This is a genomic window from Chelativorans sp. M5D2P16, from assembly GCF_034427935.1.
In the GTDB taxonomy this organism is placed as follows: domain Bacteria; phylum Pseudomonadota; class Alphaproteobacteria; order Rhizobiales; family Rhizobiaceae; genus Chelativorans.
The window spans coordinates 2,501-24,697 of sequence record NZ_JAXQNM010000039.1; the positions used below are offsets into that span (position 1 = coordinate 2,501).

The following is a 22,197-nucleotide window of genomic DNA, read 5'->3' on the forward strand; positions in this document are numbered from 1 at the left end:
ATGATTGGCCAGCCTAACCGCGGCCACCGGACAGATCTCGAGAAGCTGGTCTTTTCTGTCAGTGTCGTTCGGGCGCAAGCCTGGATGGGCATTGGCAATGAGAATGATCAAGTGTCTTAAGGGCGACTGGTGGATGCCTTGGCATGCACAGGCGATGAAGGACGTGATACGCTGCGAAAAGCCACGGGGAGGTGCGAATACCCTTTGATCCGTGGATCTCCGAATGGGGAAACCCACCTTCGACAACTAGAAAATCTGTTTTGTTGGACCTCTTTGTGAAGCTCGCATCGAAGCGAAGCTTCGCAAGCGCGACCGCGCGTCGGCCACGTTTGGCCGCGCCCGCGCAGGGCCAGCATTCCGTAAGGAATGCTGTGCGGCCCGTGAGCGAGAACGAAACTGATTTCTAGTTGTCGGTAAAGGTATCTTGTCCTGAATTGATAGGGATAAGAAGCGAACGCGGGGAACTGAAACATCTAAGTACCCGCAGGAAAGGACATCAACCGAGACTCCGCTAGTAGTGGCGAGCGAACGCGGACCAGGCCAGTGGCTTGCAGGAGACAAGCAGAACCATCTGGAAAGGTGGGCCAGAGCGGGTGACAGCCCCGTATGCGTAATGCGACTGCAAGTCCTCGAGTAGGGCGGGACACGTGAAATCCTGTCCGAACATGGGGGGACCACCCTCCAAGCCTAAGTACTCGTGCATGACCGATAGTGAACCAGTACCGTGAGGGAAAGGTGAAAAGCACCCCGACAAGGGGAGTGAAAGAGAACCTGAAACCGGTCGCCTACAAACAGTGGGAGCGCGTGAGCGTGACCACGTACCTTTTGTATAATGGGTCAGCGACTTAGTGCAGCGAGCAAGCTTAAGCCGGTAGGTGGAGGCGTAGCGAAAGCGAGTCTGAAATGGGCGTTCAGTTCGTTGCACTAGACCCGAAACCGAGTGATCTAGCCATGAGCAGGCTGAAGGTACGGTAACACGTACTGGAGGGCCGAACCCGTATCTGTTGCAATAGATTGGGATGACTTGTGGCTAGGGGTGAAAGGCCAATCAAACTCGGAAATAGCTGGTTCTCCGCGAAATCTATTTAGGTAGAGCGTCGACCGAATACCCTCGGGGGTAGAGCACTGGATGGGCTAGGGGTCCTCACCGGATTACCAAACCTAACCAAACTCCGAATACCGAGGAGTACTGGTCGGCAGACACACGGCGGGTGCTAACGTCCGTCGTGGAGAGGGAAACAACCCTGACCAGCAGCTAAGGTCCCCAAGTCATGGCTAAGTGGGAAAGGATGTGAGGACCCCAAAACAACCAGGATGTTGGCTTAGAAGCAGCCATCATTTAAAGAAAGCGTAACAGCTCACTGGTCTAATCAAGGGTCTTTGCGCCGAAAATGTATCGGGGCTAAAGCCATGCACCGAAGCTCTGGGCTCAGCTTGCTGAGCGGTAGCGGAGCGTTCCGTAGGTCCGTGAAGGAAGACCCGTGAGGGCTTCTGGAGATATCGGAAGTGCGAATGCTGACATGAGTAACGATAAAGGGGGTGAGAGACCCCCTCGCCGAAAGTCCAAGGGTTCCTGCTTAAAGTTAATCTGAGCAGGGTTAGCCGGCCCCTAAGGCGAGGCCGAAAGGCGTAGTCGATGGGAACCACGTTAACATTCGTGGGCCTGGAGGTAGTGACGGATTGCGGACGTTGTCCTTCCTTATCGGATTGGAAGGGCCGCCAAGCGGTTCCGGGAAATAGCTCCTCCATATAGACCGTACCCGAAACCGACACAGGTGGACTGGTAGAGCATACCAAGGCGCTTGAGAGAACTCTGCTGAAGGAACTCGGCAATTTGCACGCGTAACTTCGGGATAAGCGTGACCTTCTCGAGGGCAACCTCGGGGGGGTGGCACAGACCAGGGGGTGGCGACTGTTTATCAAAAACACAGGGCTCTGCGAAGTCGCAAGACGACGTATAGGGTCTGACGCCTGCCCGGTGCCGGAAGGTTAAGAGGAGGGGTGCAAGCCCTGAATCGAAGCCCCGGTAAACGGCGGCCGTAACTATAACGGTCCTAAGGTAGCGAAATTCCTTGTCGGGTAAGTTCCGACCTGCACGAATGGCGTAACGACCTCCCCGCTGTCTCCAGCAGAGACTCAGTGAAATTGAATTCCCCGTGAAGATGCGGGGTACCTGCGGTTAGACGGAAAGACCCCGTGCACCTTTACTATAGCTTTACACTGGCATTCGTGTTCGCATGTGTAGGATAGGTGGTAGGCTTTGAAGCCAGGGCGCCAGCCTTGGTGGAGCCACCCTTGAAATACCACCCTTGCGGACATGGATGTCTAACCGCGGCCCGTCATCCGGGTCCGGGACAGTGTATGGTGGGTAGTTTGACTGGGGCGGTCGCCTCCCAAAGAGTAACGGAGGCGCGCGATGGTGGGCTCAGAACGGTCGGAAATCGTTCGCTGAGTGCAATGGCATAAGCCTGCCTGACTGCGAGACAGACAAGTCGAGCAGAGACGAAAGTCGGTCATAGTGATCCGGTGGTCCCGCGTGGAAGGGCCATCGCTCAACGGATAAAAGGTACGCCGGGGATAACAGGCTGATGACCCCCAAGAGTCCATATCGACGGGGTTGTTTGGCACCTCGATGTCGACTCATCGCATCCTGGGGCTGGAGCAGGTCCCAAGGGTATGGCTGTTCGCCATTTAAAGCGGTACGTGAGTTGGGTTCAGAACGTCGTGAGACAGTTCGGTCCCTATCTGCCGTGGGTGTTGGAATATTGACAGGATCTGTCCCTAGTACGAGAGGACCGGGATGGACGCACCTCTGGTGGACCTGTTGTGGCGCCAGCCGCATTGCAGGGTAGCTATGTGCGGACGGGATAACCGCTGAAGGCATCTAAGCGGGAAACCCACCTGAAAACGAGTGTTCCCTATCAGAGCCGTGGTAGACCACCACGTCGATAGGCCGGGTGTGGAAGTGCGGCAACGCATGAAGCTTACCGGTACTAATCGCTCGATCGGCTTGATCATTCTCATTGCTCGTGCCCATCTTTCATGTCCTCACGGATGAGCGCGGCTTACGCCGCTATCCTCCGGACGGGGCGCGCAAGAATGCGCGACGGCCAGTCGGCCTTGCGAAGCTTCGCTTCGTAAGGCGGGGCTGCAAACCCAGCTTCTCGATTTGATGCGCTTGGCCGACCTGGTGGTCATGGCGGGGTGGCTGCACCCGTTCCCATTCCGAACACGGCCGTGAAACGCCCCAGCGCCGATGGTACTTCGTCTCAAGACGCGGGAGAGTAGGTCACCGCCAGGTCTGCCAAACGCATCAACAAACTTCTCTTCAAAACGCCAGAAAAGACGCAAAAACACACGCAATCCAAAACGCGTGGCAAAACCAAAATGACGCGGGGTGGAGCAGCCCGGTAGCTCGTCAGGCTCATAACCTGAAGGTCGTAGGTTCAAATCCTACCCCCGCAACCAACTCAAGCTTTGTACGACCCGGAGACATAGGTAACAGATTGTCCCTAAGACATGGGTGACACACTCGTTCCGAACAGTGTGTCGATTGTCTGCAATGTTCTCTGCTCCAGGTCGATATATCCCAGATCGTAGCGCATGAAGCTCACGAGCCAAATGCTATCGTCCATCTCCTTTGTTCCCAGCTTCTGATCGGCGAGCACGGTCGAGACATTGATCTTCTTGCGATGCATGCAGATGCGCCCGCAGGCGGTGACCAGGATATCCTCGTCGTGGAAGGGGTAATCCCACCTCCGGCAGCCCCTTATAGGCTCTTGAAGACGGCGTGTAGAGTGCGCCCGGCGTCCTCATGGCGATGCCTTCGTGCGGGCGTTGAGCGTTGAATTCACTGACGAATCGGTCGAAGCGGTCCTGTTGTTGCAGGGCGTTCATGCCCGGCGGCCGGGCGGTTTCCTGTTTCAAGGTGCGATGCATGCGCTCGTGTCGGCCATTCGGCATCGATACCAAGCCTTAGCCAGAAGACCGAGAGCTTCGACAGATTGTAGAGCCCGTTGGGCGAGGCGAAAGGAAAGCCATTGTCGCTTCGCATGGCACTCGGCAGCACGCCGCGCTCCCGGAACAGGCGCACGAGGGCCTCGATGACGGGAGTTTCCTTGACTGATTCGAGTGCTTCGCAGGCGAGCAGGTAGCGCGAGGCCTGGTCGGTCACCGTCAGGGGGTAACAGTAGCGGCCGTTGCCGAGCTTGAACTCACTCACCACAGCCCGCCACCCGACTTGTCGTCCTCTCTACACGCCCGCGCGGGCCGCGATGCGTCTTGGCGGCAAGGTCGTTGAGGAACAGCGCATTCAGCCGAAATAGTCCTCTGGGGCGGCAACGGCCTTGGGGGCCGGATCTGATCTCTAGAACAAAAGTTATGATGAACTGGATAAGAGTTCCTCATCGAGGAAAACTCACACTCAAGGACACCCGCCGGGCATATTGGACGGCAGTACAGCCCATTCGAGCGCAATAAATCTTAATGTGATACAACAACTGCGATCTTCGTTGATCGCTAGCGTACGACCGAACTCGCCTGAGGGCTCATCATGCCCGAAGGCAAGAGAGGAGAGGTCGTTCATGAGCATAAAGGCGTGGCTCAAGCCATTTTGTCCGCCGCGGCTGTCTAAAAGATGCGGGATCCTTGCCTCGCTTGCATTGGCTGCTCTTGTGCCAATTGCGCAGGCCCAGCAGCAAATGCCTGTCACCATCATTCTTGCCAAACAGGTCGACGTCACGGACCGCATATCGGTCGTGGGAACGCTTGCAGCTCGTGAGGAGGTCCAGGTCCATCCCTCGGTGTCGGGCCGGGAAATCCAGCACATCCTGGTGGAGGTCGGCCAAAGAGTTGAACAAGGCCAGCCCCTTGCCCTGTTCGACAAGACCGATGCGCTTCTCGCTCTCGACAAAAATGCGGTGAGTGCTCTTCGCGCCAAAGCTGCCGTGGCCGTCGAGGCCAGTAAGGTCGATATTGCGCTTGTTGCCGAGCGCGAAGCTAGAGCGAAGCTGGAGCGCAGCCAGGCGCTGCGGTCGAAGGAGATCATTTCCGAGCAGGTTCTGGACGACAACCAGAACGCTTATGACCGCGCCGCCGCGGAAACCGCCCTTGCGCGACAATCTCTGGCCCTGGCCAAAGCCGAAGAACAGTTGATCGCGCAGGAAAGGAAGGAGATCGAGCTGACGGTCGAGAGGAGTACTTTGCGCGCCCCTGCGTCCGGTCTCGTTCTGGAGCGAAGCGCCCGCATCGGTGTCATGACCTCGGATTCGGGCGATCCTCTCTTTCACATCGCGAAGGACGGCAAGATAGAGTTCCTCGCGGAAGTAACCGAGACAAACTTCGTGCAGCTGCGCGAAGGTATGCGTGCGCAAGTCACCCTCCCTGGCCGTGACCAACCTGTCACCGGCACGCTGCGGCTCAATGCGGCGCAACTCGACCCGAAGACGCGGAGCGGGACGGTTCGTATCGAACTCGATGAGAGCGATGGTCTCGTTCCGGGTGTGTTTGCCCGCGGCGTCATCGATACGTCGACGCGGACGAATGTTCTCCTGCCGGGAACGGCTGTCAGAAGCACGCGGGATTCCCATAGCGTCTATGTCGTCAAGAATGATGTCGTGGAAATTCGAAACGTCAGGATCGGCTCGCGTCAGGACGATCTCGTCGAGATTGTCGAGGGTGTCGAGGACGGTGAAATGATCGTTCTGAAGGCGGGCGGCTTCCTGCAGGATCAGGATCGTGTCGAGCCTGTCGTCGTGTCGGCGGAAGGTTATCCGCAGCAGGAGGTGTCGCAGACGGTCTCATTTGACGGCTCAGAAGGGACGGTTCGTCGATGAGCGCGAATATCTCGGCCTGGGCAATTCGCAACCCGCTGCCATCCATTCTGTTCTTCGTGATCTTGACGGCGGTGGGCCTCTACAGCTTTTCCCGATTGCCGATCACCTACTTTCCGCCAATCATTACCCCGCTCGTCAAGGTCATGATCGAGCAATCCGGAGCGACACCAACCGAGCTTGAGATTGAGGTGACGCGGCGGGTGGAGAATGCGGTGGCACCGCTGACCGGCATCAAGAAAATCACCTCGACCATCGGCCAGGGCAAGTCCGTGACCAATGTCGAGTTCGAATTGGGCGTAGTTTCACCGGACCGGGCGGTCGTCGATGTGCGCGATGCCGTGACAGAAATCCGTTCCGACCTGCCCGCGACGATCGATGAGCCGGTTATCGAGCGGGTCGAAGAGGCGGCTCAGTCGGTCGTGACCTACGCCGTCAGCAGCCCGAGCATGACGGTTGTCGAACTCTCCTGGTACGTGGATGACGTGGTTACCCGCAACCTGCAAGGTTTGCCGGGCGTGGGGCGGGTCGAGCGGGTCGGAGGGGCTGATCGGGAAATTCGCATCGAGCTCGATCCCGACCGGTTGCAGGCGCTTTCGCTATCCGCAACTGCGGTCAACGAAAGCCTGCTACGGACTCAGATCGAGAATTCCGGTGGGAGAAGCGCTCTCGGCGGCCGTGAGCAGGCCCTGACAACCGTAGCGGCCGCCAAGACAGTTCCGGATCTGGCCGATCAGCGCATTGCGCTTTCCTCGCAGGCCGCCGTGCGGCTGGGGGACTTGGCAAGCGTTCAGGATACTGTGGCGGAAGCGCGTTCCTTCGCCACGCTCGACAGCGCGGACGTCGTGGGGTTTGCGGTCTATCCCTCTCAAGGCGCAAGCGAAGTATCCGTTGCGGGTGAGGTCTCCAGGGCGCTGGAGGAGCTGGGTGCGCGCGACACGGATGTGCGTTTCAGCCTCGTGGACGACAATTTCAACTACACGGCCGGCAATTTCAGCTCGGCCATGAACACATTGTTCGAGGGGGCCGCGCTTGCCGTCGTTGTTGTATTCCTGTTCCTGCGTGATTGGCGGGCAACGATCGTCGCCGCGGTGGCACTGCCACTTTCGATCATTCCGACTTTTTTCGCGATCGATCTCCTGGGTTTTTCCCTCAATATCCTGAGCCTGCTGGCCATCACGTTGGTGACGGGCATACTCGTCGACGATGCGATCGTCGAAATCGAGAATGTGGTGCGCCACCGTGACATGGGCAAAACCGCCTGGCGGGCGGCACTCGATGCCTCCGACGAAATAGGCCTCGCCGTCATCGCCATTTCAGCCACTATCATCGCCGTGTTCGCGCCTGTCGGCTTCATGAGCGGCGAAGTGGGTCTCTATTTCCGGGAATTCGGCCTGACGGTTGCCATCGCGGTCTTCTTTTCCCTGCTGGTGGCACGGCTGATCACCCCTGTCATGGCCGCTTATTTCATGACCGGGACCCCGCCTGCCGAGGAGAAAAGGGGGGTCTTCATCCTGGCTTACGAGCGGCTGTTGCGGATGAGCCTGCGCTGGCGATGGGTGACCGTCGGGCTTGCTGCTGGCTCCTTCACGCTCGCAATGTTTGCCCTTTTGTCATTGCCGACCACCTTTCTGCCGGAGGAGGATACCGGGCGCCTGACCCTCTCGGTCGAGCTGCCGCCCGGTTCCACGCTTGATGAGACGCGGGCGGTATCGGACGAAATCGCGAAGCGTGCAGGGCAAATTCGCGAGGTGGAAGGCGTATTCGCCCGCGCCGGTGTAAGCATCACGGGGCTGGAGGATGTGCGCTTCGCCGTCATCCTCATCGACTTGTCTCACAAGAGGGAGAGGGATCGCTCATCGTTTGCGATTGAAACCGAGATCGGGAGGAGCCTCTCGTCCATGCCCGATGTGAAGTTGAGGTTCCTCAACGCGCGTGGCGGCCGTGATCTCTCCTTTGCCGTCCTGGGTGCCGATGGGGAGGCGGCGCTGGAAGCCGCGAACGCCATCGTGGAGGAGCTTTCAGCCGATCAGGCGTTTGTCGATCCAGCCATAGACAATGCCGCCATGCGCCCGGAACTCAAGCTGCAGGTCCAGACGGACAAGGCCTCGATGCTCGGCGTGTCGCCGGCCGCGATTGCTCAGACGATCCGCGTGTCTACTGTTGGCGATGCAGACAGCCGCTTGCCCAGCTTCACCGATGGCGCACGGCAAATCCCTATCCGGGTGGTCATCGACCGCAACGCCCGCGACGATCTGCCGACGCTTGAAATGCTGACCGTGCCCTCTGACGATGGAGCGCATGTCCCGCTATCCGCAGTGGTCGACAGCAGCTTTGACGAGACGATGTCAGCCATAGAGCGGCTCGATCGCGAGCGCCGGTTCGAGATCGGCGTGGACATGGCCGATGGCCTGACGTCGGGGCAGGGCATGGAGCGGCTACTTCAGCTGGAGAGCGTCAGGAACCTGCCGGAGGGCGTTCGCTTTCAGGCAACCGGAGACTCCGATACCGAAAGCACCGTTTTCGAAAGCTTCGCGGTGGCAATGGGTTCGGGCATCATGCTCGTTCTCGTGGTCCTGATCCTGTTGTTCGGAAGCGTGCTTGCGCCGTGGACGATCCTGGCGTCTCTTCCCTTGTCGATCGGCGGTGTTGCCGCGGGCCTGCGGCTGAGCGGCAGCGCCATATCGTTGCCGGTCGTCATCGGCATTCTGATGCTGATGGGCATCGTCACAAAGAACGCCATCATGCTCCTGGATTTTGCAATCGAGCGGGAGGCGCACGGGCTTTCGCGGCTCGAGGCGGTCATCGAGGCTTGTTCCGAAAGAGTTCGCCCGATCGTCATGACGACCCTTGCCATGGCCGGCGGCATGATCCCTTCCGCTCTCGGTGTGGGTGACGGCGGCGAATTCCGTTCCCCCATGGCCATCGCCGTCATCGGCGGACTCCTGGCCTCTACGCTTCTTTCCCTGATCGTGATCCCCTCTCTTCATCTCATCGTTTCAGGCTTCGGCGATCGGATCGCCCGGATATTCAAGCCGTTCCTCCAGTCGGCAGAGATCTAGTCGCACCGAATGCCGAGGGCGCCACCACTGGGAGGTGGCGTGAAAATAGAAGGCCGGGCGGTTCACGCTGTCCGGCCTTCCCCCTGCCGCCGTTCACACTACGGCGCCGTATGTGCACGCTGCATATGGATGTTGAAAGTTAATGAATCTGCGCACGTGCACTCCGAAAGCTGAATCCGTTATTCAGTTGCGCTAGAATGCGTTGATCCTCGAAAGGCAAAATGGCCCCAAATCCTGGAAAGTGTGGCATTCTGTACGCTGCAACAAAACTTAACAAAGCGAAACATACTGGCTCTCTCCGGCGTGCATTCTATGCGAATTGGGGTAAGAAGTTTCATGCAATCGAATACGGCAAATGCGCAGATCCTGATCGTTGAAGACGATCCGGAAATCGCAAATCTGCTTGCCCTGACCATTCAGGACAACGGGATGATCCCGACCGTTGCGGAAGATGGCCGTGTGATACAGTCGCTTCTGCGCAACAATTCATTCGATCTCATAATCCTCGATGTCATGTTGCCGGGCGAGGACGGGCTGAGCCTCTGCAGGAAAATCCGTTCCGAGAAGACCATTCCGATCATCTTATTGACGGCGCTTGGCGAGGAGGTCGACAGGATCGTCGGACTGGAAGTCGGCGCAGACGATTACGTAACGAAACCATTCAGCCCCCGGGAGGTTGTCGCGCGTGTACGTAGCCTCTTGCGAAGGGCCTCCTATGGGCCGACTAAGACGAAAGCGCAGCGAAAGCTCCGCTTCGACGGATGGCAGATCGATCCGATGCGTCGTCAACTTCACGACCCGAGCAATGCCCGCATCGCTTTGACGACGACGGAATTTGACCTCTTGCTGGCTTTTTGCCGGAATCCGGGCCGCGTTATCACCCGCGAAGAGCTCCTCTCCATGACGCACTCTGGACTTGCCGGGCCGATCGAGCGCAGCATCGACGTCCATATCAGCCGTCTTCGGCAGAAAATCGAGACCGACCCCAAGGAACCAGCGCTGCTTCAAACGGTCAGGCTCGGCGGATACATGTTTACCGCTATTGTCGAGGAAGCGTAGGCAGTCGTCTGCCGCCCCGCGCCCAATGGCCCATCCTGCCATTCCCACTGTGAATCAGCGTCCCGACAATGGGCCGGGTCACACAGTCGTCGCAACACCTAATCTGTAGTAACACACCGCAACAAAATCACACGTCTTACCCATGGCGGGTGCGCTACCTCCGGCCTGTTGGCGTCGAAAAATCGCCGGCTATTTCGAGAAGCGCACAATGTCATATATTCATGAGACGCAACATAATCTGGCACGAGTACAGTCGCGCCGAAAGTTCGCGATATGGCTTTTCGGCATTTGCTTCATGCCGGCTTTTTTCTTCACGAAACCCCACTTCGAAGTAGGATCCTGGCAACGACAATGGATTGAAGACATTGGCGCTGTTCTGATCTTTGCCGCAATCCTGGGTCGCGCATGGTGCATAATGTATATTGGCGGCAGGAAGACGAGCACTCTCGTAACAGCGGGTCCGTACTCGGTCATGCGAAACCCTCTCTACTTTTTCTCGTTTATTGCGGCTGCCGGACTCGGGGCGCAGACCGGCAGTGTTATGCTGGCGCTGTTCGTGGCCCTTGCCGCATACATGATTTTTTTGCCGGTCGTTCTGCGCGAGGAGGCCGGATTATCCCGCGTTCACGGTCCTGGCTACGACGCGTACCGCCACTCGGTTCCCCGCTTTTTTCCGCGACCGGCGTTGTGGCGGGATGTGGTTGCCCTGGCCGTCGATCCAGGCATTTGGAGGCGAACCGTCCTCGACGGGATTATATTCATCCTGCTGATCCCCCTGGTCAGAGTCCTCGCGCGGGGGCAGACAACACTTCTCGATCTGCCGCGAGTGACCTTGTACTGAGGCGGTGATCCACCTCGGAAACTTCCCCTCGTTGCGGCTGGCGAGAGTTCCGGGGCAATTCGCGGGAGCAACAAAAGGAAGCGAGGAGCGGCAGGCATTTTAATGCCGCGCCGTGGCAAAGGCACCAGAAAGTCGCTTCCGGATCGCCTGGTCGAGCTGGGAGACGTGCCATACGGCAAGCAGACGGCCGTCTCCACCACACGGGGGAGCCGAAAGCGTGGACGCCGGGGCACACGACAAAAGAGCCGAGGATCGACACCTCGGCTCTCCTATCTGAAATCATGTGTTTGGGAGCTTGAATCGGCCTTCAGGCCAGCGGATCCCCGAACGTCAAAATCTATAGCCGACAAAAAGGGAAAAGGAGGGTTGCACCTTCTCCTCCACGATCGGGCTATCAGCGGCATCTCCGGTCAATATACCAAGGCCTGCCTTGCCGCGGAGGAGCCAGTGCTTGTCCAGCAGATACGTTGCGGACGCTGAGACGTCGAAGCGCTTAAGACCAGCCTCGGGCTTGTGTTCCGGCAGGCCGGAGGCTGCAGACTGGTCGGAATTGACACCGAAATAGGCTTCCATATGCTTGTCATTCGCTACGACCGCCTCGGCATTGGCGCCGAGGATGAGCCTTTCGGTTACAGGTTGCGAATACCCGATACCGAACGTGCCAATAAGGCTTTCGCTGCCGTCTATCGTTTGCTCGACTTCGGCGTAAAGCTCGACCGGACCCCACTCATATGCCGCTTTTGCGCCGACCGTGGCGGCAAGATCGATGTCGCCCAAACCTCTAAGCCGGTCATGATCATCGGCGTCTCTGCCCATCTCATAGCCGATCTTTCCGGAAAGCGAAAAGCCGTTGTGCCGGAGAGGTGTGATTGTGACTCCCGAAGGATCGATCTCGAGCCACTCGCCGTAGGTGAACAGAACGAAGGGGATCGGACTGATCTCGAAGTCGCCGCTGCCTTCGTATACAGGCTCGTACTCACCGCCGCCGCCGACGATAAGGCTCCAATTCCGTTCGGGCTCCTTCTGATTGAACCGCTGGTCGAACCTCTCCTGATCGAACGCCGGTTCGGGCGCTTGTTGTGCAGCAGCAAGATCGGCGGCCATTGTGCTGGACACCATTCCCGTGACACCCATTGCGGCGCCAAAGGCAAAGGATGAAGCACGCCTGCTGTTGTGCTTGGTGAAAAACATGGGGGCTCCAAAAACGAGGTGTCGTCACCGCTCAATTCGGTTGAACGGCGGGGACGTTGACGGCACTAGGTTTCACGGGAGAGCCGCCTCCAGCATGTCGTTATGTTAAGCTTTGTTGCAGTTGGAAAATCCGAGGCGCCGACGTGCGGTCGGATCCAGGCAATTGTTGCCGCAATGAAACTTAACAATCGCCTCGACGCGGGTTGGTTCTCGTCATGTTATCAAGCCTCACGTCCGAGATCGCTTGCCGATACCGGCGCTCTGATGGAGGATGATGAGATTGCGCGCGCCTCTCGGTCTAAGGACCATTCATGGACAGATCATCGCTATAATCGTGTTCGCGGTGCTGATCGTCGTCACTGTGGGGCCCGTGCTTGAACGCTGGGTCCGAGAATACGAGGGGTTGGATATCGAGCGGGTCGCTGAACGCGTCCAGGCAATAAGCGAGCTCTTGGCAACGGCGACACCAGAAGAGAGAGACGTCGTCCTTGGCGCCGCCCAGCGGTCGGGTTGGAAACTCACTCTGGAACCGTTGTCTCTGAGCGAGCAGTTCACAACGTCATCCAGAAACGAGCCCTTCTGGGACCGGGTCATCGACTGGCTGTTTCCACCAGACAGTCCGGTTCCCCCGCTGGGTGGCTGGAGGACGTTCCTGAACCACAACCGTGTCGTTGCGATGCGTGTGGATGACGCAACGATGTTGGTCACTCCGATTTCTGCTGGTGCGCTCTTGAGGGACAATTTCGCTGTGCGCGGTTCATATTATTTGGTCGCGCTGATTACGCTGATTTTCCTGCTGTCTGCGTTTGCCGTCTGGGCCATCGCCTTGCCTCTCAGGCGAATATCCCGCGCGGCTGCCAACGCGGATATCTCGACCCATGGGGAGGTTTTCGAAGAGCGCGGCAGCGTCGAGATCGTTGCCCTCGCCAGAGCATTGAACGCCATGCGCAACCGGATTGCGATCATGGTGGAATCGCGAACCCGCATGCTGCGCGGCATCAGTCACGACCTGCGGACGCCGTTGACGCGACTGAGACTTAAGGCGGAGCGTTTGCCCGGGGGACCGACGAGAGACACAATGTTGTCCGACATCGAGCATCTCGACCGATTGCTGAGTGAGAGCCTTGGCTATTTGCGCGACAACCACAGTCGGGAAGCCGTTGAGCGCACGGATATTGCCAGCATGCTTCAGACGATCTGCAGCGAATTTTCCGATGTCGGCTTTGACCTGACCTACCGGGGACCGAACAGATTGATCGCCAATTGCAAGCCTCTCGCGATCACGCGTGCCGTTACGAATCTTTGCGATAATGCCACAAAATTCGGCAGCTCGGTGGTTGTCGATCTGCGGGAGAATGCCGGCACGATGACCATCGATGTCATCGATGACGGCCCAGGGATTCCGGACCCGAACAAGAAGCGCGTGCTGAAGCCGTTTTTCAAGATCGATAGTGCCCGCAGCGGCGCCAATGCCGGCTTTGGATTGGGGCTTTCGATCGTTGCCGAAATCATGCAGGCGCACGGAGGAAGATTGGAACTCCTTGACCGGCAACCAAACGGCCTTGTCGTCAGGCTGTCGTTCCCCACCATTGAGTAGGCACCGGCGGATTTATCAGCAGAGCCAAACCAAAGCCGCCATCCTGGCGTTCGGCAACAGGCCATTGGTGTTTGCGGTCTCCATTCACGCTTTCGCCACACGGGAGGTTCTGCAGCGCCAACGAGCGATGGCGACCGCCAGGAACGATCTCAAGGGTTCGATCGTGCGCTCATTGCCGAGACCTCGACCGTTCCGAGGCGGTAGCCCCTATTGATGCCGAGACTGCTAGCTCAGTTTGAGGAATGCACGCCGAGTCGATTTACACGACGTTCATCTCACGAATGTGCCGGTAGTAAGCAAAATTGTACGAGAATGTATCGCTGGCGCACGAGCCGCGACTACGTAGGCTCCGGTGCCAATTTGGCTATTTGACCATAGCACGATGCTGGCGGGCTGGACGAAGCTGTAGCGAGCTTGTCGTAGCGGGCTGCGAGGGCATCGCGGTGCTTAAGCTTTCCGAGGCAGCCTCCTATGCCGCCCTGCCGGGATGTAGGAGAGCGTGGCATCAGGCCAAAGCTTTTGTAATAGACAGATTACAAGCTGAGATACTTTGCGACAAATCGGCCCATCGACGGCATATCCCTGCGAAGCCTCCGGCCTATTCTCATGACAGACTATCACACGCAAGCAGTGCGTAAGCACTGCCCTGGATAAGGCACGCAGGTCTAAAGAGGAGAGGTAGTAATGACAGAACACAGCGGCAATAGCGACATTATATCCGGCGTTAGCCGCCGCACGGTACTCGGCGTTGGCGCTGGCGTGACTGCCGCCAGCCTGGTTCCTCTTCGGATCGAAGCTCAAGAGCAACATCCCGTTCCGAGCCCCGAAAACGGTCCGACAACCCACATCTCGTTCCAGATCAATGGTGAACAGGTGGCCATGGACGTGGATGCGCGCGCTTCGCTGCTGGATCTTCTTCGCGAAAGGCTGGCGCTGACCGGAACAAAAAAGGGCTGCGACCACGGCCAATGCGGGGCCTGCACCGTGCATCTGGATGGTCGCCCCGTCTCATCCTGTCTCACCATGGCGGCCAAGGTCGATGGGCGGCAGGTCACCACGATTGAAGGACTTGCGCAGGGTGATGAACTGCACCCTGTGCAACAGGCCTTCATCGATCACGACGCGCTTCAATGCGGGTACTGCACCCCCGGGCAGATCATGTCTGCTGTCGCATGTGTCACTCAGGGGGAGGCAACGGATCCCGATGCCATCCGCGAGTTCATGAGCGGGAATATCTGCCGTTGCGGCGCCTATGTCGGCATTCTTGCCGCCGTCGCGCAAGCCGCCGAAACCATGGAGGGCTGACCATGCATGGATTGAATTACACGATCGCGGACTCGGCGGACGCGGCCGTCGCGCAATTTGCCGAGGCCGGCGGCGCGGCACGCTATATCGCCGGCGGCACCAATCTTTACGATCTCATGAAGCTGGGGATAGAGCGCCCGGTGCATCTGATCGACGTCAGCCGTATCGAAGGGCTGGATGCGATCGAGACGGAGGGCGACGTCCTGCGGTTTGGCAGCCGCGCCCTGATGGCGGATGTGGCGCGTGCGCCGGTGGTGCGCGATGAGTATCCGGTCCTTGCCGAAAGCCTGCTCAAGGCCGCCTCGCAGCAATTGCGCAACATGGCCACGGTGGGCGGCAATCTGCTGCAACGCACCCGCTGCATGTATTTCCGTAACGGCGCGGGGGCGTCCTCCACGGTGGGTGTCTATCCCTGCAACAAGCGTGAACCCGGCTCCGGCTGTGCAGCTATCGACGGGCTCGACCGCACCCAAGCCGTTCTCGGCACCAGCGACGCCTGTACTGCGGTGGCCCCCGGGGATTGGCCCGTGGCACTTACCGCGCTGGACGCCGTGATAGAGATTTTCGGGCCCGAGGGGACGCGCAACGTCCCGATCGCGGACTTCTATCGGCTGCCAGGGGACACACCGCATAGGGAATTCAACCTCGATCCGGGCGAATTGGTGACGGCGATCACCGTGCGTAAAACCCCGGCGGGGCGCGCATCCACCTACCACAAGATCCGCGACCGCGAGAGCTATGCCTTTGCCCTGGCCTCCGCTGCCGTCGCCGTGGAAATGGAGGGGGAGAGCGTCCGCGCCGCCCGCATCGCACTGGGCGGCGTCGCCACCATGCCCTGGCGGGCCAGTGCCGCGGAACGGGCTGTGACCGGGGCGACCCTGACCCCCGAACTGGCCCTCGAGGCCGGACAGGCCGCCTTCGCCGAGGCCCGTCCCGGCCGGCAGAATGCCTTCAAGACGGACCTCGGCGCCAGAGTTGTCGCCGATGCCCTGATGATCGCCGCGCAAAGGAGAGCATAATGGCTGCAGAAGTTTTTTCCGAAATTGCCCGGACCGATGCCAGGGGCAAGGTTCTCGGCCAGACGCAGTTCGGGGCCGATATGACTTTTCCGGGCATCCTCCACGCCATGCTCGTCCCGGCCACGATTGCCAAAGGGACGGTAAGCAATATCGATATCACGCCGGCGATTGAAACCAGCGGCGTGGTACAGGTCCTGTCGTTGGGGGACTTTCCAACGCTTTCGTCCGAAATAAACTATTTGGGCCAACCCATAGCGATGGTCGTTGCCGAGTCGCTCGAGGCCGCGATCGAGGGTGCCGAGGCCGTCACTGCAACTTATGAGACCACGTCTTTCGTCCCGCTGATGGATAGCCCCAACGCCTCGGTCGTTCCCTCCGAGGGCTTTGAAACGGGCGATATCGACACCGAATTCCAGAATGCCGTTGAGATCGTCGAAGGCACCTTTGAAACGCCGGTCCAGCATCACAACGCGATGGAATTGTTCGGTACCGTCGCGCAGTGGTCCGGCAGGTGGCTGACGGTTTACGAGGGTTGCCAGAATTCCGCCTCGGTCAGAGACGCTCTCGCGGAGGCCCTGGGAATTTCCGCCGAGGCCATTACGATCAGGTCCGACTATGTCGGTGGTGGTTTCGGGCAGAAATCCCCGCCCAAGCTACAGACCGCCCTGGTCGCCGAAGCCGCCAGGTTGACCCGGCGTCCGGTCAAGCTGGTCACGCCGCGCGGACAGATTTTTCACATCTCCACCTTCCGGCCACGCAGCATCCACAACATTCAACTCGCAGCCAACAGCGAAGGGCGCCTCACCGCGCTCAACTACGACGTCGTGCAGGAGAATTGGCCCGGCGGCAGATTCCGGTCGAACGGCTATCATGAGGACATTGCCCGGCTCTACGCCATCGAAAATCTCCGCGCGACGGCTGGCGACGTCCATATCGACCGCAATATGCCACGCCATACGCGGGGGACGCATCCGTTTCCGGCCGGGTTCGCCCTGGAAAGCGCGATCGATGAAATGGCGTACAGACTGGACGTGGATCCGGTGCAGCTGCGCCTCGATCATGAGGCCACGACCGACATCATCGTCGGGCAACCGCTCGCGCCGCACTTCCTGAATGACTGCCTGAGGGAGGGCGCCCGCCGTTTCGAGTGGAGCCGCCGCACCCCCGAGCCCGGCTCGATGATCCTGGAAGACGGCACCCTGGTCGGTCTCGGTGTCGCTTGCGGCATCTTCGGGGCGTCGGGATCCGCCGCGGAGACCACGCTCAGGGTCCGGGCGGACGGCACGACGCGGATCATCAGCTCGGGCCATGAAATGGGACAAGGGATTCGCACCGCCGTCGCGAATGCAATCCTTCAAGGGCTTGACGTCAACCCGGATCGGATCGAGATCCTGATGGGCGATACGTCCGTGGGTCCGCAGATGGCCACGGTCGGAGAACGCGGTACGGCAAGTATCGTGCCGGCGACGATAAAAGCCGCAGAGGCCCTGCGGGCCCGCTTCGAGGAGTTGCTGGCGGGATCGCCCCCGCCGCCGGGCAACCTGCACCAGCAGTTGGCGCGCCTGAAACGCCCGTATATCGAGGTGACCGCATCGCAGCTCGCCCCTGGGCAGGACGCCTCCGCACTCGAGGGTTTCCGGGCCGGAAGCTGGGCGGCGGGGGCGGGATCGGAATATCCCGGCTTTACCTCGATGAGCTACATTGCGCAGTTCGTGGAGATACACATCGAGCCGCGCACAGGACGCATCCGAATGCCGCGCGTCGTCAGCATTGCCGACATCGGACGGGTCGTCAGCCCCAGGACCGCGGAAGGGCAGATGTATGGCGGCGTGGTCTGGGGGTTCAGTACCGCGCTTCGGGAACAGTCCGAGATTGATCCGCGATTCGCCGGGTACCTCAATGACGACCTTGCCGATTATGTCATGGCGGTGAACGCCGACATCGGAGAGGTGGACGTCGGCCTGATCGACAAGCCCGATACGATAGTCAACTCGGCCGGCGTCAAGGGTATGGGCGAACTCGTCATGCTCGGCACGGCGCCTGCAATCGCAAACGCGATTTACCATGCAACCGGCAAGCGCATCCGGAAACTGCCCATCCGCATCGAAGACGTCCTTTGATGGACGCAGATCCGCCGAGCATCGCGATTTTATTCCGGCTGACAGGCGGTACGGTTAACCTGGAGATATAGATATGCCCACCTGGAAAGTGACCTACATCAAAGATTTCGCTCCGCACCTATTGAGTATCTTGCGCATTTTTGCGGCGGGGTCGTTCTTCACACATGGCACGATGAAGCTTTTCGGTTGGCCAGGCCCTTTTGAGTATCCCCTTAATCCCATGCTATACACAGCCGGAATTCTCGAAACTTTCGGCGGCCTGTTGCTGGCAGTGGGGCTTTTCACTCGCCCGGTTGCCTTCGTGCTCTCGGGTTTGATGGCCTTCGCGTATTTCATTGCGCACGCCTCGAACGGCTTCTTTCCTGTGCTCAACCACGGCGAAGCAGCCATGCTTTATTGCTTTATTTTCCTCTACTTCGTTGCTGCCGGCCCGGGCGTCTGGAGCTTGGATGCCCTCCAAGAACGCAAGGATAGAGCGACCTCAACCCACCTAGAGAAAGCGATGTGACATTTGAAAGACGTTTCGTCGTAGCCGTAATATGCATTGCTCGAACCCTGCACGGACTTGGTCTTCGAGGTTGTGGCTTGACCGTAGCTACCCTTGGACTCGACAGCTTTCGGACGCGGGCTCGCCGGCATGAGGTGAGTGTCGGTCGCTGATCGTTTGGGCGCATATGTCGAAGTTGGCCGATCCGATCGTCTGGCCAGACTAGCCGCCTGGGTTCGATTTCCTCGTCGCATTCCGGGATGAAAGCTAGCGGGTGGTCACCAGCACAGGAAGGACTCAGGTTACTGCGCTAATTTAGCTGCCATGCTGCCTATTTCGTTCATGAAGGGCGAGGTCGGTCAGCTTTTCGGTGAATTTGGCATTGCCCTAGCCGTGGCTATCTCGGGGCTCGTGGCACTGACGCTTTCCCCGGTGCTCGCTACTCGGCTGCTGCCTCGTGAGGAAAAGCCCGGCCTCCTTACGCGCGTCGTTGGGGCGGTGATCAACCGGATTGAGAATGGCTACCGCGCCAGTCTCAGCCTGGTCCTCGCCCGGCCGGTGCCGATCCTGGCGCTCGCCGCTTTTGCCATCGCCGCCGCCTTCGCGATCTGGCGCGAGTTGCCGCAGGAACTGACACCGGACGAGGACCGCGGCCAGTTCCGCATCTATGTTACCGCGCCACAAGGCGCATGGCCATCGGACTCGTTATCGTCGGGGGGGGCTCAGCTTTGCCTTCATACTGAAGCTTTTCATCACACCGCTGGCCTATTTCCTCATTGAAGGCATCGGTGCACCACGACGCCACAATGAGCCGCCCCCGGTTTCTGCCGAATGAACGGCGCATATCTGACAACAGAGGTAAGCGCCCCGTCCACCCGGGAGGTGATGATGCGTGGTGCTGGTGTCTTGCTTCCCCGGTGATAGATTAGCCCTGTTCACGTTCTGGGCCGCTCCCCGTCTTTGGATCGCCCGGGCGGAAATTCCCGGGTGTTTCATATCCAGGCGCGGGACGCCAAGCTGAGATCCTCACGATTTGCGCCAAGACTGTCGTCTGGTGGATCGTGAGGGAGGTGGTTCGTTCTATTCCGGCAACGGATCGCTTTGCGAAGCGCGTACTGATTTTTCGAAACTCCAGATGCGCGCTTTCCGCGTTGGCGCCGCATCGACACTGCCTTCTCTCGGGAGCGAGATGACGGCTTGCATACCGGCGTCGCCGTTGGAGAACGAAATGTCTCCCCCATGCTGCCTGGCGACCGCTCGCGCTATCGAGAGACCGAGGCCGATGCCGCCGGTCTGCCTGTTTCGCGACGTTTCCAGCCGGACGTAGGGCGCGAAGACCTTCTCTATCATGTCGTCCGGAATTCCGGGACCCCGGTCTTCCACCACGATATCAACAGTCGATGCGGTCTGCCGGATGAACACCTTCGCCTCTCCGCCATACCGCACCGCATTCTCAACGAGATTCCTAATTGCGCGGCGGAGACCATCGGGCCGACAGCGGTATTTCATTTTCGCGCCTTCGATATGCGTGACCGGATGCCCGAGATCGGATTGATCGTCACAGATGCTGCCGACAAGCGCTTCCAGGTCTATCGCGCGCGTTTCCTCTCTGATCGACTCTCCCCGCGCGAACGAAATCGCGGCTTCCGTCATCGACTGGAGCTCGTCGATGGTCGACAGCATCTTGCGCTGGATATCTTCGTCGTTGACGAACTCCGCTCTTAGCCTAAGGGAGGTAAGCGGCGTGCGTAGATCATGGCCGATCGCTGCCAGCATCTTGGTCCGATCCTCGACGAAGCGATGCAGACGACTTTGCATCGTATTGAAGGATTGAGCCGTCCGCCTGATCTCTTCTGGCCCGTCCTCCGACAGTGGCGGCAAGTTTTCCCCTCGCCCGAGAGCTTCAGCGGATATCGCCAGGTGTCTTAGTGGCCGGGCGATGCGCCGCGCTATAAAGACACCGATCAAAGCAAGAATCGACGCCGTAAGACCAAGCGATATCAAGGACTGAGAGGTCCACAAACTTCCCTTGTCGTGCTGATAAAAGGTAGCGTTCAGCCAACGTCCGTCGTCGAGTTGCGTCTTGTACCCATACCCCAGACTTCCCGAAAAACGGAGAACCTTCGCTGGCTGCGGCAGCATCCACAAATAGGGCGTTGGCGTCACCCATGGGTCATCTGCGTTTGCGGTGGCCACATCTTCGGCGTTCGGCAATTGCGGATGCGGCGAACCGGCCCATCCGAATGTTCCGCTCGGATCGACGGAACTTTCCAGTGGACGCGAAAGCTGGTCGAGGGCCTCTAACCTCCAAGCATTCGCATCCATGGGCTCGCTGTCGGTCAACCAGTATCTCAAATAGCTTCCCTCACTCGCGCGAAGCGCTTGCTCCCTCACCTGAGGCGATAGCGATCCCATCAAGCGAGTCACCGATGACGCTCGGCTGATAAACTCGGCTTTCACCGCAGCGTCGAATTTCTTGGTGTACTCATCCAATGAGATGAGGAAGGTGAGTGCCTGCGAGATGATCAACGCCGAGAGCATCAGTCCGATGAACTGTGTCGCCAGACTTTGCTGCCAGAAACGGGTCATTCGAACGCGACCTCGGCGCACAGGCTGTAGCCACCACCCCAATGCGTCTTGATGATCGAGGGATTTTTGGGGTTCTCTTCGATCTTCTTCCGAAGACGGCTGACCTGGTTATCGATGCTGCGGTCGAAGATATCAGCCGTCCTGCCCACGGTCAGATCGAGAAGCTGTTCCCTGCTTAGTACCAGGCCCGGCCGCTCGATGAAAACCTTCAGAAGGCGAAACTCAGCCGTACTGAGCGGAATGCCGACTCCGTCCTCGCCGCAGATTTCCTGGCGGCCCAGATTGACCCGCCAATGGCCGATGCGAACGGTCCTCCGCTCATGCATCACGCGCAACGCCGCAGGAGCGGTTGCTCGCCGAAGCACCGCTCTGATCCGGGCAAGCAGCTCGCGCGGATTGAACGGCTTTACGAGATAATCGTCGGCTCCCAGCTCGAGACCGACGATCCGATCCGTATCCTCGGCCATCGCTGTCAGAAAAATGATGGGAATGTCTTCGGAGGCGCGAATCCGCCTGCACAGGGAAATGCCATCCTCACCAGGCATCATGATATCGAGGATGATCAGGTCGACAGTCTGCCGTTCGAGGATTCGTCTCAGGCTCGAACCGCCTTCGGCCACGCTGACCTTGTAACCTTGCTGCTCCAGATATTGTCGAACGAGATCCCGAATATCGGTGTGATCATCAACGACTACGACATGCGTGGCGTCTTGCATCGCCCCAACCTCTCTCAGAGACTTTACGGAGGAGTTTACAGAGGAGTTAGGGTCTTCTCCATCAGCAAAATGCCTCAAAAACGGGTCGCGCGGGCTGCATTCCCCAATCAAGAAGTGCACGTCGGATGCCTCTAAGCGCGTGCCGCGATCTACACGAATCCGTTGTCACACGCCTGACCATCGCCTCCATAACCACTTGATTGGACAAGCGGGGGTGGAGCGTGATCGATACATTTGATTTGTCGTATGAGTGTGCCGCACCGGCACCAAATTGTAACAAAGTGTCCTCACCGGTCGGGACTTTGCACACAAACTGCCAGGCCTATCGCGGGGTTGCAGAAGGCGCGCGTCAACGACGGGCCCGATGGATCCTGCATGTA

The 22,197-nt window shown here is 59.1% G+C and carries 12 protein-coding genes, 1 tRNA gene, 2 rRNA genes and 2 pseudogenes; 13 read left to right on the top strand and 4 right to left on the bottom strand.

The annotated features are described in order from the left end of the window. Positions 1-105 precede the first annotated feature (105 nt). The 3 genes from SIN08_RS19655 to SIN08_RS19665 all read left to right on the top strand — a co-directional run bounded on the left by SIN08_RS19655 (position 106) and on the right by SIN08_RS19665 (position 3,468). Positions 106-3,018: ribosomal RNA gene (locus SIN08_RS19655) — 23S ribosomal RNA — on the top strand. Between the two features lie 168 nt (positions 3,019-3,186). Next, positions 3,187-3,301: ribosomal RNA gene (gene rrf / locus SIN08_RS19660) — 5S ribosomal RNA — on the top strand. Positions 3,302-3,391: 90 nt separating this feature from the next. Then, positions 3,392-3,468, top strand: a tRNA-Met gene (locus tag SIN08_RS19665). Positions 3,469-3,512: 44 nt separating this feature from the next. Here SIN08_RS19665 and SIN08_RS19670 read toward each other — a convergent pair. Further along, positions 3,513-4,216 (bottom strand): annotated as a pseudogene (locus SIN08_RS19670) (integrase core domain-containing protein); the annotation flags it as partial. A 367-nt stretch (positions 4,217-4,583) separates the two neighbouring features. Here SIN08_RS19670 and SIN08_RS19675 point away from each other — a divergent pair. The 4 genes from SIN08_RS19675 to SIN08_RS19690 all read left to right on the top strand — a co-directional run bounded on the left by SIN08_RS19675 (position 4,584) and on the right by SIN08_RS19690 (position 10,793). Further along, positions 4,584-5,834, top strand: a complete 1,251-nt coding sequence (locus SIN08_RS19675) for an efflux RND transporter periplasmic adaptor subunit (RefSeq protein ID WP_322453316.1) — start codon at positions 4,584-4,586, stop codon at positions 5,832-5,834. Beyond that, positions 5,831-8,893: an efflux RND transporter permease subunit gene (locus SIN08_RS19680; RefSeq protein ID WP_322453317.1), complete on the top strand. Its 3,063-nt coding sequence runs from the start codon at positions 5,831-5,833 to the stop codon at positions 8,891-8,893. The genes SIN08_RS19675 and SIN08_RS19680 overlap by 4 nt, the downstream gene beginning before the upstream one ends. A gap of 336 nt (positions 8,894-9,229) precedes the next feature. Then, entirely contained in the window at positions 9,230-9,952 is a 723-nt protein-coding gene (locus SIN08_RS19685; protein WP_322453318.1) for a response regulator transcription factor, read from the top strand. 208 nt (positions 9,953-10,160) lie between these two features. Next, entirely contained in the window at positions 10,161-10,793 is a 633-nt protein-coding gene (locus SIN08_RS19690; RefSeq protein WP_322453319.1) for an isoprenylcysteine carboxylmethyltransferase family protein, read from the top strand. Between the two features lie 330 nt (positions 10,794-11,123). Here the strand turns inward: SIN08_RS19690 and SIN08_RS19695 are convergent, their stop codons facing one another. Continuing rightward, positions 11,124-11,984, bottom strand: a complete 861-nt coding sequence (locus tag SIN08_RS19695) for a MipA/OmpV family protein (RefSeq protein WP_322453320.1) — start codon at positions 11,982-11,984, stop codon at positions 11,124-11,126. A 280-nt stretch (positions 11,985-12,264) separates the two neighbouring features. Here SIN08_RS19695 and SIN08_RS19700 point away from each other — a divergent pair, with 280 nt between their 5' ends. The 6 genes and pseudogenes from SIN08_RS19700 to SIN08_RS19725 form a co-directional block, all read left to right on the top strand. Then, entirely contained in the window at positions 12,265-13,581 is a 1,317-nt protein-coding gene (locus SIN08_RS19700; RefSeq protein ID WP_416208105.1) for an ATP-binding protein, read from the top strand. Positions 13,582-14,265: 684 nt separating this feature from the next. Further along, positions 14,266-14,886 (top strand): (2Fe-2S)-binding protein, encoded by a 621-nt coding sequence (locus SIN08_RS19705; protein ID WP_322453321.1) that lies wholly within the window; start codon positions 14,266-14,268, stop codon positions 14,884-14,886. Positions 14,887-14,888: 2 nt separating this feature from the next. After that, positions 14,889-15,905, top strand: a complete 1,017-nt coding sequence (locus tag SIN08_RS19710; protein ID WP_322453322.1) for a xanthine dehydrogenase family protein subunit M — start codon at positions 14,889-14,891, stop codon at positions 15,903-15,905. After that, positions 15,905-18,025, top strand: coding sequence for a xanthine dehydrogenase family protein molybdopterin-binding subunit (locus SIN08_RS19715; protein ID WP_322453323.1), 2,121 nt, complete (start codon positions 15,905-15,907; stop codon positions 18,023-18,025). The genes SIN08_RS19710 and SIN08_RS19715 overlap by 1 nt, the downstream gene beginning before the upstream one ends. A 73-nt stretch (positions 18,026-18,098) precedes the next feature. Beyond that, entirely contained in the window at positions 18,099-18,533 is a 435-nt protein-coding gene (locus SIN08_RS19720) for a DoxX family protein (protein WP_322453324.1), read from the top strand. Between the two features lie 300 nt (positions 18,534-18,833). Continuing rightward, positions 18,834-19,292 (top strand): annotated as a pseudogene (locus SIN08_RS19725) (efflux RND transporter permease subunit); the annotation flags it as partial. A gap of 300 nt (positions 19,293-19,592) precedes the next feature. Here the strand turns inward: SIN08_RS19725 and SIN08_RS19730 are convergent. Both SIN08_RS19730 and SIN08_RS19735 read right to left on the bottom strand, forming a co-directional pair. After that, entirely contained in the window at positions 19,593-21,101 is a 1,509-nt protein-coding gene (locus SIN08_RS19730; RefSeq protein WP_322453325.1) for an ATP-binding protein, read from the bottom strand. Then, positions 21,098-21,817 (bottom strand): response regulator, encoded by a 720-nt coding sequence (locus SIN08_RS19735; RefSeq protein WP_322453326.1) that lies wholly within the window; start codon positions 21,815-21,817, stop codon positions 21,098-21,100. Before SIN08_RS19735 ends, SIN08_RS19730 begins: the two co-directional genes overlap by 4 nt. Positions 21,818-22,197 lie beyond the last annotated feature (380 nt).

Coding starts and splice junctions, on each gene's coding strand:
- SIN08_RS19730 (WP_322453325.1), bottom strand. CDS start 21,101: ATGACCCGTTTCTGGCAGCAAAGTCTGGCGACACAGTTCATCGGACTG.
- SIN08_RS19720 (WP_322453324.1), top strand. CDS start 18,099: ATGCCCACCTGGAAAGTGACCTACATCAAAGATTTCGCTCCGCACCTA.
- SIN08_RS19680 (WP_322453317.1), top strand. CDS start 5,831: ATGAGCGCGAATATCTCGGCCTGGGCAATTCGCAACCCGCTGCCATCC.
- SIN08_RS19715 (WP_322453323.1), top strand. CDS start 15,905: ATGGCTGCAGAAGTTTTTTCCGAAATTGCCCGGACCGATGCCAGGGGC.
- SIN08_RS19690 (WP_322453319.1), top strand. CDS start 10,161: ATGTCATATATTCATGAGACGCAACATAATCTGGCACGAGTACAGTCG.
- SIN08_RS19705 (WP_322453321.1), top strand. CDS start 14,266: ATGACAGAACACAGCGGCAATAGCGACATTATATCCGGCGTTAGCCGC.
- SIN08_RS19735 (WP_322453326.1), bottom strand. CDS start 21,817: ATGCAAGACGCCACGCATGTCGTAGTCGTTGATGATCACACCGATATT.
- SIN08_RS19675 (WP_322453316.1), top strand. CDS start 4,584: ATGAGCATAAAGGCGTGGCTCAAGCCATTTTGTCCGCCGCGGCTGTCT.
- SIN08_RS19685 (WP_322453318.1), top strand. CDS start 9,230: ATGCAATCGAATACGGCAAATGCGCAGATCCTGATCGTTGAAGACGAT.
- SIN08_RS19710 (WP_322453322.1), top strand. CDS start 14,889: ATGCATGGATTGAATTACACGATCGCGGACTCGGCGGACGCGGCCGTC.
- SIN08_RS19695 (WP_322453320.1), bottom strand. CDS start 11,984: ATGTTTTTCACCAAGCACAACAGCAGGCGTGCTTCATCCTTTGCCTTT.